We start from the raw sequence: 14,500 nt of genomic DNA, 5'->3' as shown, positions 1-14,500 counted from the left end.
TTTAGCGTTTAAAGGAAGATTATTCACAAACGCTTTTGTTATGACATATACTAGACTTATTGCTCACACTACAAGATTATTACGATTTTTTAGATTAATGCTGATTAGCATTTACAATTTAAAAGATGGTGTAATTCATTCCATTCAATTCAAACAAAGAAGGTATGCAACATCGTTTGCATTAGCCTCAGTATTTTTACTGATCCAATCTGGATTGAATCCTTTAACAGCAGGAATTGTATTTGATGGAACACTTGGAATTAATGCACCTCCAGCAACCATTGGAGGTTATCAAATGACTCCGTTTCCATTAGATGACAGACCATTATTTAATTTGGAAATAGATGTTATTGCACCTTCTGTTTGTCCAAAGACGATTGATTTTTCTATTGCAGGGGATCATCGAAGAATTGGTAATGGGTGGGCGACCTGGTCCCATGGCTATGCTGGTGATATTTATTTTATTAATGACCAAACAATAACCATCACGTTACCAACTAAGACAAATGCTTTTTATTGCTATGTTGAGCCAAACAATTTTGCAGTGTATACTGTAGAAGCGCTTGCGAATGATGGCACTTCTTCTGGTCTTATCAATGTAGATGGTGCAGGTGGTGCAACAGGGTTCGCTTTTTATACCTTGGGTAATTGTAATTTAACTTCAATTACAATTACAGTCGATGCAGGCGCAAATGGATTCGGACTTGGTGAATTTGGTATTAATTTGGATACCGATAATGGTGCGCTTTCTTGTAAGAATGTAAACATTTCATTGGATCAGAATTGCGAAGCTTTTATAACACCACAAATGTTATTAACCGGACCTTATAATTGTTATGAAGCATTTGATGTAAGTTTGTCTCATTATGGTAAACTTATACCGAATCCAATTGATTCACATTATCTAGGAGATCAAATCATTGCAACAGTTCTTGATAGAATATCAGGTAATTCTTGTTGGTCATACCTTAAAATCGAAGATAAACTGGCTCCAGAAATAATCTGTAGGGATGAAATTGTAAGTTGTTTGCAATTTGAGCATCAGATCAATCCTGCTGTTTCAGAAGATTGCAGCCGTTATACCGTTCAATTGCTTGATGAAATAGTTGAAAAAATTGAATGTGATGAATTGTATATTAAAGAAGTCATACGTAAATGGGTATCTACAGATGCACAAGGAAACGTCAGCGATACTTGCAGTCAAAGTATTTTGGTAAGACGGCCGGATATTAATGCTGTCGTTTATCCGGAACAAAATATTATTTTGTATTGCCAAGAAATTATAAGAGAAGATGAGAATGGTAATCCACATCCTTATGTAACTGGAATTCCTACTTTAGAAGGGGATAGCATTTGGCCAAGTGTCAATTTTGTTTGTAATCTTTATGTAGATTATACAGACCAGGATTTGGGAGAGATCGCATGTACACATAAGATCATGCGAACATGGAGAGTCAGAGAATGGTGGTGTAATCAAGAACTCACTAGAACCTTCCAACAATTTATACAAATCAAAGATGTCGAGGGACCTATTATTACCCATGCGCCGTATGATTTTCATGCGACGACGAGTCATAAATCATGTTATGCAGATATCGAATTACCACCAGTAGATGCCTATGATGCATGTCATAAAGTATTGCGAACAGATGTAGAATATCCAGGAGGAATATTAATTAATAAAAATGGCGGACGAGTGTTATTGCCAGTAGGAGTGGACACTATAGTTTATCGAATCTATGATAATTGTTACAATGTAACAATAGATACTTTATTGGTGACTGTGAGGGATGAAACAGAACCTGTAGCGATCTGCGAAAGACGCACAGTAGTATCATTGAATGATGCAGGAGTCAATTGGGTGCCTGCAGAAGTATTTGATGATGGAAGTTTTGATGAATGTCATTTACATCATTTCGAAGTGCGAAGAATGGATGACAACAGATGTGGGATAGTAGGAGCAGATGATTGGGGTCCAGAAGTAGGATTTTGTTGCGAGGATGTAGGGGCATCATGGATGGTAGCGTTTAGAGCTATAGATGCGAGTGGAAACGCAAGTGTATGTATGGTGAGTGTGGAAGTTCAGGACAAAGATGTACCTACGATTAGTTGCCCACCAGATGTGTATGTGGATTGTCGATATGATATAGATATGGACCACTTGGATGCATCTTTTGGAAAGGTAGTAACGCGTCAGGAAGATCGGGAAAAAATAATAATAGATCCAATTTATTGGAGTGAAATACATGGACATCCGGAAGATGGATTGGCTCATGATAATTGTGATCCTGTGGTACGGGAATTTATTGATTCATCATCCATCAATCAATGTGGAATAGGAACGATCATCAGATTATTTACAGTAACAGATCGTCAGGGCAATAGTGCATCATGTACCCAACATATTTCGATCACGAATCACCATCGAGGAGGAAGAATAGGAATTATATGGCCAGAGAATTTTGACACATCGGGAATTTGTAATCCGGATTTATTGATACCAGAGCGATTGGCAGCACCATATAATTTACCAACATTCACGGATGATGAATGTAGTTTAATAGGAATCAGTTATAAAGATCATGTATTTTCACAAACGGTACCCGGGGATCCATGTTTTAAAATATTTAGGGTATGGAAGGTGATCGATTGGTGTTATCGGAATGATGCGGGAGATATCCAATTTTATATAGATACGCAAATCATAAAAATAAGTAATTTAGTGGATCCGGTTATTACGAAGCTATGTAGAGATACGACAATATGTACGTATGATGTAGAATGCAGACCGATCCCTATCCGATTAAGTATTGATGCCACAGATGATTGTACGGAAGCAACAGATTTATTATATCGATATAAAGTAGATTTGAATAGCGATGGAATTATAGATATCGTTAATGCATCCATCGGAGGAAATGTAGCGACAGGAACATGGCCATTGGGCAGACACATATTGAAGTGGGAAGTTGAAGATCGATGCGGAAACACAGCAATATGTCAATCGGAGGTGAATTTAATCAATTGCAAAGCGCCAACAGCATATTGTCATCGAGATATCTCAGTCGGATTAGTACCTATGGATTTAGATGGAGATGGGACAGCAGATACGAAGATGGTACAAGTGTGGGCAAGTGATATAGATGCGGGCTCAAGCCATAACTGCGGATATAAAGTAAACTTAAGTTTTAGCAAAGACACAGCAGACAAGTCTAGAATATTTACATGTAATGAAGTCGGACCACAAAATGTGGAATTATGGGTAACAGATATCAATGGAAATACATCCGTGTGTAAGACCGTGATCATAGTGTGGGATAATCCGGAAAATTTACCAAAATGTAATACAAACTTACAAGACGTAACCGTAAGTGGATTGATCAAGACAGAAGATGGAAAGAAAGTAGAATATGTAGAGGTAGAATTAGCACAAGCTGCCATCGGAAAAGTGAATACCAATTTTGAAGGAGAGTATGCGTTTGGTCCGATACCAACTGGAGGAGCGCATGAAGTAGTAGCGAATAAGAATGATGATTGGTTGAATGGAGTAAGTACAGCAGATATCGTTAAAATACAACGCCATATCTTAGGAGTAGAAGTCATCAAGACGCCATATAGAATGATAGCAGCAGATGTGAATAAATCGAAGTCAGTAACGGCGAAAGATATATCGGATCTGAGAAAATTAATCTTAGGAGTTACGAATGCGATACCTGGGAATACAAGTTGGAGATTTGTAGATGAGAACTTCACATTTAGAAATGTGAGTGAAGCATTGAATGAAAACTTTCCTGAAAATTATCCGATCAATGTATTGAGCAGTAATATGAATGTCAATTTCATCGGAGTAAAAGTGGGAGATGTGAATCAATCAGCGAAGACTCGAGGAGTAAGTAATACCGTGATCAGAAGTAGCCAGGTATTGGATTTGAATTTTGAAAATCAAAGTGTGAAGGAGAATGAGATCATAGAAATACCATTTTCGTCAAACAATATATCAGAATTCGGAGGTTTCCAAATGACTTTAGAAGTGAGACCAGAGGCGATGGAAATCATGGATTTAGAAGGAAACAAATCGATACGATTCGGGGATGACAATTACTCGATGTATCATGAAGGATTAGGAAAGATAACGATCAGTTGGAATGGACAGGCGACGAATAACGAAAGATTGTTTACACTTAAGTTAAGAGCAAGAACGGATGTTAAATTGAGTGATGTGATCAGTATCAATTCATCGATCACGCCGATGTTGGGATTTGATAAAGCATTGGAAGATAGCAGAATCCAATTGCGATCTAGCGCTGGAGTAGCAACAGAATTTGTGTTATTACAAAACGAACCGAATCCATGGTCGACGACAACATCAATAGGAATGTTGTTGCCACATAAAGGAGAAGTGATGTTGACGATCTATGATGCGACAGGAAAAATATATTACAAAGAAGAGAAGACATTCAATAAAGGATATAATGAATGGATGATCGAGAAGACGCAAATAGAATCCAATGGAGTATATTATTATCAAGTAGATTTTGATACCAATACACAAACCAGGAAGATGGTGATATTGAAATAAGGTGGATTGATTTAAAGTGAATAATACAAAAGGGGGTTACTGGAAACAGTAACTCCCTTTTTGAATTTATGGATATTTTTTATTGATGTATTAATAGAGTGTATGAATCTTGAGTATTTAGAAACACCCAGAATGAAACTACGAATATTGACTCCTGATGTTTATGATTTCGTTTTTAATCATTATTCGAATCAGGAGATCATGCATTTTTTTGGTTTAGAAAATGGACAATTAATGCAAGAAGAGAAAAGAAAGTATAGTCTTGGTTTCGCTACATTTAATAAGACTTTTGTCAACTTTCAACTCATCAATAAGAAAACTGAATCTATAATAGGTGCGTGTGGATTTCATACGTATTATATTGAACATGGTCGTGCAGAAATAGGTTACCATTTATTTTCTGAGCGAGATAAAAATAAGGGATTGATGACCGAGGCTCTTCAGAAAATAATTCATTATGGTTTTGAAGTAATGCATCTTAATAGAATAGAAGCTTTCGTGAGTCCCCAAAATGAAGTATCCATTAAGTTGCTCAAAAAATTTAATTTTGTGGAAGAAGGATTATTGAGAAAGCACTACTTTAAAAATAATATTATGGAAGATTCACTGGTATGTTCATTACTTCGAAGTGAATACATCTTAAAATAAATGATCAATCTTGATTGGTTGAATGCTTTATTTTTTACGTTCGCTCCATCTTTGGATCATTAGGTTAACTTTAAATTATTTAAGAAGAGGTTCAAAATGTTTATAAATTTTTTCTTATCGTCAAAACTTGAAATAGAAACTATCCTATGTAAGGGTATAAAATAAAACAACCCATATAGGAATATTAATTATATAATTAATTATTAATAAGTGTATTATATATAAAATAAAATAAATATATAAATAAATTATTATATTAAATTATTTCATAATATGTTTGCATCAAGAATTGACTCCAAGTAGTTTATTCTTTTTTACCCAAAGTATTTCTTTAGCACCAGTTGCATTCTGCATCAAGACGGTTTAGTAAAAATTTAATGTTTTACTAAAATTGTAATTTATGACTAGGATGTCGAACCCTCATTTTTGTGCTATTACAAAGTTCAAAGTCAATAGAACTTCATCTTCCTTTTTTAAAACCAAGAAGTCTGTACTTTTATTTGAAAAAATAAGATTACATGTATTTACTTTAGTTCTATTCTTTGGAATCAATCCATATAATTATGCACAGGTCACAAATGTTAATACCGGAAATAATTATGCAACGATTCAAGCTGCCATTGATGACCCATTGACTTTGGATGGACACGTCATTACCATAGCCGCAGGAACTTATCCAGAATTGGTAACTGTATATAAACAATTAACATTTAATGGACCTCAGGCCAATACAAATGCGAATACACGTTTTGCATTATTTACAAATGGTGTCGATGGCCCTAAAGCAGATCCGACAACTGAAGCCATCATAACACCTCCTACAAGCAATCCACTAGGAGGAAATCCGGGAGCGAATGATTTATTTAGAATATTGGTTGATCAGGTAACCCTTAATGGTATAGTAATTGATGGAAATAATCCTGCAATTGTTGGTCCCAGTATTTTACAAACGGGAACCATTGATATTGATGCAAGACGAGGTGTTACCAATAGAGATAACAGTGATGTATCAAATCCTTTAAATAATTTTACAATTGAATATTGTATCATTCAAAATATTGCACAACGAGGAATAAGTTTATCGAATGATGGGCCAGTTTCAAGTGGCAACATTATTAATGAAAATATTATCCGAAATTTTGGATCAGACCCAGTCAATGGTGGTCAAGCAGTGATTTTATTTACCAATGCATATGCGGATATTACAAATAATACCATTGAAGTTAGCACGAATAATATTGGAATCCATTTACAAAATTTCTTCAGCAATGGTAGCATGACTTGGAGCGGTAATAATGTGACTGTAGGCCAAGATGCAATAGGTATACATACAAATTTATTCTATGCCCCAAATGCTTTAGTGACCATAAGTAATAATACAATCAATGCAGCATCTGGAGTAACAGGAACTTCAGATTTTACCTGGGGTATTAATCTTTGGTCTGTTCAATTAGGGTCTACGGTTTTATTGTCTAATAATATCGTTGGAGACAACGGAGGAGAATTTGGACGCGGTATTAATTTATGGAATTTGCCTACATCAAATGTTATCACGATATATGGTGGTTCAGTTGGTAATTCCCTAATTGGAATTAATGCAGATAATGTAGATCCGTACTTTGGAGGTGGCGGAAATTGTGAAATTTATATGAGTAATGTTTTAATTAACGCAATTCAAGTTGGTATTCGCGCAAGAGTAGACACATTACTAAATCCACCTTTGTTTGCTCCAAATACAGTATTAGGATTTGTAGCTTTATTTTTAGATCAGGTTTCTGTAATCGGTGGTTTATCTGGAATCGAAGTAATATCACCATCAAGTTCAAGTCCATACAGTGCATCTATAATCATTGAAAACAATTCAGAATTAAATAATACAGGACAGACAGGAATAGGCCTTGTAGTAATGGGATCAGAAGCGTCAGCATCCATTTCAGGAAATCTTTCATCCATAAATGGGTATGCTATTGGTATTGATGTTAATGGTGGTTTTGCAAATGTTGATAATAATCATATTTACGACAATGGCATTGGTGTACGATTCATAAATTCCGGATACGGAAGTGTGACCGGAAATATATTCAATGATGTCATTGATAATGGCACAGATGTACTCTTGATGGCAGATGCTGGTAATGTTACTGCTACACCCGGTAACTGGTTTGCCGGTGATCAATTTGGAGTTAATAATTTAAGTCCAAATATAGTGGATGCAACCATTAATTATTGGGATGATCCATCCGGTCCAACAACTCCTAATGGAGGATCCGGAGCTGCCGTTTCAGATTTAGTCATTTATTGTCCATGGCTTGAAGGAGCACCTCCTGCAGCTCCTGTTGGAGCAGTGCCAACGGCTTCTTTCACATATAATACGAATGGTGGGCCAGCAATTCTGGTGTCAAGTAATAATGATGGAAATCAAGATCCATCTGAAGTTGCCACGATAAATATTTGTAATGGAACATTCTATACTTGGAATGCAGTTACCACCAATGCTTCTCATGCTTATATTGCACAAACAGCCTCGAATGGTAATATTAATGGTTTGGTAGCAAGCCCGCCGCCTGCGGAGATTGAACAATTTGATAATACAGTGGGTGTATTAAATTCAACCATATTTAATGGAACGAATTATAGTTTGACTTTAGTTGATCCAACTATGGTTGGAACTGCAACACAAAAAATTATTTTTTATTCCGATGTAGATTTTGATAATAATTTTGATCCGTTGATTGATTGTTTTGGTGATTCAATAACAATAAATTATATCATTAATCCTAAGCCAAGATTACAAGCTGAAGTAAACAATGTTTTAGTCATTAATAATTTTGATGGTATTACAGATACAGGTAGGGTTACCGTTTGTGATGGTATCACAAATAATGTTTTTATTTCTGATGCATTTCAGGAATTGACGGGTGCTTCTGAACCCAATGTGTTTCAATCCTTCATTACAAATGGTACTAATTTTGTTCCATGGTGCAATAATTGTGCTACCTCCATTGGAAATTTTACGCCACCAAATTTTGCTACAGCCAGTTTGGTGAATCCATTAATTGGAGGAACAGTCACTGTTACTTTTTTAGTATGGCAAGATGAATCAGATGATCAGATCATAGATCCAGACGAATGTACAGGTGATACCTTAAGGTATGTCATTACCGTATTACCAAAACCAACCATACAAGCTAATATCAATGGAGTACAGCTAACAAATAACAATGATGGCATTCCAGATACAGCAAGATTTTCTGTTTGTAATGCCACACCTAATAATGTTTTTATTAGTAGTCCGTTTTTAGAATTAACTGGTTCGGCAAATGTTAGAATTTATCAAACGATTTCTAATTCGGGTACTTTGTTTGCACCTTGGTGTAATGCATGTTCTGCACCTGTTTCCAGTTTTATTCCTGTTAATCCTGCTACCGCCGGTTTAGTTAATCCTGCAGTTGGAGGAATTGTAACTATCACTTTATTGCCATGGTCAGATACGAATAATAATACGGCCATAGATCCCGGTGAATGTCTTGGAGATACCATCAGATATTTAATTACTGTAAATCCTGTGCCTTCTTTACAAACGACTATAAATGGAATTCAATTAACCAATAATCATAACGGTGTTGATGAGTCCGGTACTTTCAATGTTTGCGGTACAACGCCGAATAATATTACATTTACACAGTTTATAGATCAAACTAATGTTTCACTCAGTGCACAGGTAAAAGTCATTCAGCAATTCACACGCACAAATGTAAATTTTGCACCTGCAGATGGTACATTTCCAATTGCAGCATTTGCTGGAACACCTTATTCTAGAAGTGTATCATTGGTTGATCCACTTATACCTGGCACACTTGTAATGAACTTTAGAATATTTTTTGATGCAGATAATGATAATCTTTTAGATCCGGATGAATGTGCAAATGACCTGGTTGTTTATACTGTAACAGTTTATGGACCTCCTGTAATTCAATGTCCAAATCATTTAACGGTTTCATGTTCTTCAGAAGTTCCTGTAGCAAATATCAATTCAGTACAAATACTTGGAAATCCTTGTCCTGGTGGTGCGTTAAATGTTGTGTTGCAAAGTGAAGTAGAATCTGGCAGAACTTGTGCACATAAATTTACTTTGACAAGGACTTATAGAGTTACTAATAATTGTTGTCCATTTGTAGAATGTGTTCAAGTTATTACTGTGAATGATACCACTAGACCTGTGGTCAATTGCCCTGCAAATCAAACTGTAACTTGTGCATCCAATGTCCCTGCATCTAATGTAGGCTTAATAACTTCATCTGATAATTGTTCTGGAATTGTGACTAACAGTTTTCTGAATGATGTAATAGAAGGACAGACCTGTTTAAATAAATTTACGGTAAGAAGAACTTATGCTGCGGTTGATGCATGTGGGAATCAAGGAACCTGTGTTCAACTTATTACAGTGAATGATGATATCAATCCGCGACTTACATGCCCACCGAATTTGAATTTAATTTGTCCAAATGAAGTTCCGCCAATTGATCCGGCTACTGTGAATAGTATTGATAATTGTGCAGGAGCTGTTGTGAATTCTCATGTGTCTGATGTTAAAAGTAATCAATCGTTTCCAAGTAAATTTACTTTAACGAGAACTTATAAAGCAACAGATGTGTGTGGTAATATGAGTACTTGTGCACAGATCATTAATGTAAATGATACCATAGCACCAACCATAACTTGCCCTGCAGATATGACTTTATTATTGGATAGTATGGAGTGTAATAGAGTATTGTGTTATAATGTGGAAGCCAATGATAATTGTTTTGATACTACAGCAGTATTTCCTGGATTATCCTATTTGGGATCATATAATGGCAACACATATTATATATCCAATGCAGGACTTCCAAATCATAAAATCTGGACCGATGCTAACTTGACTGCGGCACAATTAGGCGGACATTTAGTAACCATTGATAATGCCAATGAAAATAATTTTCTTCAAACTAAAATTCAAACCATTATCGGATTATTGGACAATCAATACTGGATTGGTTTAAGATATTTTCCTTCACTTAATGGTTTTAAATGGACTACAGGAGAACCATTCAATTATGCCAATTGGGGATTAGGTCAACCCGGAGTAATTCCTGGAGATTTTGTTTGGTTCTGGGATCCAACCGGTAGATGGTTTGATAGTCCATCTTTATTATCCCGCAGATATATAGTCGAATTTGAAGGAGGTTTGCAGAATAAACTTATTGCCGGAATTCCAAGTGGTAATCCATTTCCTCCGGGCGTAACTACTAATGTTTATGAAGTTACAGATGGCGGTGGAAATAAGGCAACATGTAGTTTTGAAATTAATATTTTGGGATCTACAAGTATTTCATGTAAGAATATTAATCTGGCTTTAGATAGTTCTTGTCAAACCTACATTACCGCTAAATCCTTATTAACGAATGATTTTAATTGCTACGATATTTTTATTGTTGATTTGAGTTTCCATGGAAAACCAATTCCAAACCCAATTACTGCAGAATGGCTTGGTGAGACAATAATAGCTACTGTAACAGATCCAACTACTGGTAATTCTTGTTGGTCTTATGTTAAGATTGAAGATAAATTAGCTCCGGAAATATTATGTCTTAATGACACGGTTAGTTGTAGGGTATTTAATAATATGGAACGACCTGCTGTTGCTACCGATTGTAGTCAATATGAGGTAACCTTATTAGATGAATTTGTTGAACCGATTTATTGTGATCCTCGTTTTATTAAGCGGGTAACACGTAAATATGTTTCAACCGATTTATTAGGAAATGTTAGTGATACTTGTTCACAATTGTTAATTGTGGAGCGTCCAAATTTAGATAGCATTATTTTTCCACCAGAAAAAGTTGAATTATTCTGTGGAAGAATTGATCGATTAGATGCTGAAGGACATCCACATCCATATGTTACTGGATTACCTACTCTAGAAGGTGATAGTATATGGCCCAATGTAAATGTGATTTGCAATTTAGTAGCAGATTATTCAGATATTGATCTTGGTGAAATCAATTGCGTTCGTAAAATCATGCGTACTTGGAGAGTTCGTGAATGGTGGTGCAGTGGAGAAATAACCCGAACAAGTTTACAAATTTTTGAAATTAAAGATATTGATGGTCCGGTGGTTAGTTTCTTAGGAAATGATTTCCACGCTACGACAACCAATAAATCATGTTATGCACAAGTAGTATTGCCTCCAATTTATGCGGAAGATGCATGTCATGGAATTAGAACCATCGATGTAGTCTATCCGGGAGGAATATTAAAAAACAAGAATGGAGGTTCTGTTGAATTACCAGTAGGTTTAGACACGATCGTATATCGCTTATATGATTCATGTTATAATTTGACAACAGATACACTTATTGTTACGGTTCGTGATGCCACAGAACCAGTGGCCATTTGTCAGCGTAGAACTGTTGTATCTTTAAATGGGGCTGGCGTCAATTGGATTCCTGCTGCTGTATTTGATGATGGAAGTTTTGATGAATGTCATGTGGATCATTTCGAAGTTCGACGAATGGATAATTTGAGCTGTGATACATCTGCAAGTGTTTGGGGTCCAGAAGTGGGATTGTGTTGTGATGATGTTGGGAAAGAAATTATGATTGGATTTAAAGTAATAGATCAAAGTGGTAATGAAGGCATATGTATGGTGTTAGTTGAAGTTCAGGACAAAGATAAACCAAGAATCACTTGTCCTCCTGATATTGCAATTGATTGTAGATTTGATATTGATTTTAGTCAATTGGATTATACATTTGGAAAAGTAGTTTTATCACAATTAGATCGGGATACAATCATCATTGATCCAATTTATGAACATGATGTTTATGGTTATCCTTTAGATGGAATAGCGCTTGATAATTGTCCACCTACAATATTGGAGGAGACGGATACCAGCCACTTAGATCAATGTGGAAAAGGATTTATATATCGAAAATTTATTGCCATAGATCAGTTTGGTAATCAGGATAGTTGTACTCAAGGAATTCACATTATCAATTACAAACCATTAAATGATTTAAGTATTGTGTGGCCACTGGATTTAGATACCACCGGAATTTGTGATCCAAGTGTATTGATACCAGAACATTTGCCTGCGATTAATGGACTTCCAACATTTAAAGATGATGAATGTAGTCAGGTGGGAATCAGTTATGACGACCTTAAGTTTTCACCAACTATACCAGGAGATCCATGTTTTAAAATATTTAGAGTGTGGAAAATTATAGATTGGTGCGAACGCGATTTCAAAAATAATATCATAATCTATACCGATACACAAATAATAAAAGTAATCAATAGTGTAGATCCTCGAATAGTTGACGTTTGTCCTGATACTATAATTTGCAATTATGGAGCGGATTGTTCACCATTTGAAATCGACCTCAGGATAAAAGCTGTGGATGATTGTACGGATCCGGATGATATGATTTATAGATATAAAATCGATTTTAATAGTGATGGTACTATCGACTATTCCTTCCGCGATATTGGTAAAATACGAACCAGAAATCTTTGGCCTAAGGGAATACATATCATTTATTGGGAAGTAGAAGATCTATGTGGAAATGTAGCTAAATGTCATAATCAGGTTGAGATAAGATTCTGTAAGGCGCCAACTGCATATTGCATTAAAGGATTAGCTATTGGTTTGGTGCCAGTAGATGTCAATGGAAATGGAATTTACGAACCATACCCTATCGATAATGAAGAAGCCATGATTCGTGCATCAGATATTAATGTTGCAAGTTCCGGGGCATGTGGTGCAGCCATTAAATTTAGTTTTACTTCTGATACCAATGATGTATCACGAACTTTTGGTTGTGGTGATATTGGACGTGTTGATTTAGATTTGTATGTTACTGATGAAAATGGTAATCAATCAGTATGTAAAACATTTATTATCGTTCAAGACAGCAATCTAGTTGACATTTGTCCGAATACTTTGACGAATGTTGTTGTCGAAGGATTGATTACCTCTGAAAGGAATAAACAAGTAGAGTATGCTTCAGTTAATTTGGATCAAAGTAACATGAATGCAACACTAACTAATTTCGAGGGGCAATATAAATTTGAACAAGTTCCAACAAGAAATGATTACGTGATCAAACCTGAGAAAAATGATGATTGGTTGAATGGGGTTACGACTGCAGATATTGTGAAAATTCAAAAACATATATTGGGTCAAGAAAAAATAATCTCGCCTTATAAACTGATCGCAGCTGATGTGAATAAATCTGGTTCCATAACAGCCAAAGATATTTCTGATATCAGGAAATTGATTTTGGGTGTTACTGCTGATATTCCGGGTAATACAAGCTGGAGATTTGTGGATCAATCCTATTCATTTAATGATCCACTGAATGCCATGAATGAGACTTTTCCAGAGTCTTATATCATCAAACCATTAATGAGTGATATGAAAGTTAATTTCATTGGAATAAAGATTGGAGACATCAATGAAAGTGCTAAAACAAGAGGTTTAAATCAAAATGTTGTGATTCGTTCTCAGCATCCTTTAGAGCTAGGTTTAGAAAACCAAAAAATAGAAGCAGGACAGATTTATGATGCCATTATTACTTTGAAGAATTGCAGTGAATTTTTAGGATTCCAATCAACATTTGATTTTAATCCTAAGGCTATTCAAATATTGGATGTCATTGGTTTTGAATCAACAGGATTTACAGAGGCGAATGCTAACTTATCAAAAACTGCTCAAGGTTTAATGAGTGTTTGTTGGAATGGTAAGCTTGAGGATAATACACCATTATTTAGAATTAAATTCTTGGCAAAAGATTATGGTCAGCTAGCTCAATACTTAAAACTTAGTTCAGCAGTAACTCCTTCACTGGCCATTAATATCAATGATGATCAGGAAGAACAAGTGTCCTTGATTTATAATCAATGGACTAAATCTCCTGATTTTAATGTGATGCAAAATGAGCCAAATCCAATGGTCAATGAATCAACGATCGATGTCTTTATTCCTAGTCAGGGCGAAGCAAAATTGTCGATTTATGATGCTACTGGAAAGGTTTATTACCAAGAAGCCAAACTCATGCAAAAGGGTATCAATCGATTTACGGTAAGTAGAAATGTATTGTCAGTGTCAGGCGTTTACTACTATCAAGTAGATTATGCCAATCAAACCATCACGAAAAAGATGGTAGTTCAAAATTGAAATATGTATAACAAACGATAATTAGTGATTGAGGAACATTACCTTCATTGGTG

Annotated in this window: 3 protein-coding genes; all 3 read left to right on the top strand. The window is 35.5% G+C overall.

Annotation, left to right across the window (positions count from 1 at the left end):
* Positions 1-40: 40 nt before the first annotated feature.
* The 3 genes from IPK88_02640 to IPK88_02630 all read left to right on the top strand — a co-directional run bounded on the left by IPK88_02640 (position 41) and on the right by IPK88_02630 (position 14,447).
* A complete protein-coding gene (locus IPK88_02640) occupies positions 41-4,579 on the top strand; it encodes a T9SS type A sorting domain-containing protein (protein MBK8242298.1) in 4,539 nt (1,512 codons plus the stop codon).
* Between the two features lie 102 nt (positions 4,580-4,681).
* Positions 4,682-5,227 (top strand): GNAT family N-acetyltransferase, encoded by a 546-nt coding sequence (locus tag IPK88_02635; GenBank protein ID MBK8242297.1) that lies wholly within the window; start codon positions 4,682-4,684, stop codon positions 5,225-5,227.
* 400 nt (positions 5,228-5,627) lie between these two features.
* A complete protein-coding gene (locus tag IPK88_02630; GenBank protein MBK8242296.1) occupies positions 5,628-14,447 on the top strand; it encodes a T9SS type A sorting domain-containing protein in 8,820 nt (2,939 codons plus the stop codon).
* Positions 14,448-14,500 lie beyond the last annotated feature (53 nt).

The organism is Candidatus Defluviibacterium haderslevense (genome assembly GCA_016712225.1).
GTDB classification, from domain to species: Bacteria; Bacteroidota; Bacteroidia; order Chitinophagales; family Saprospiraceae; genus Vicinibacter; species Vicinibacter haderslevensis.
The sequence above is the reverse complement of the archived record's forward strand: the minus strand, read 5'-3'. Positions and strand labels throughout refer to the sequence as shown.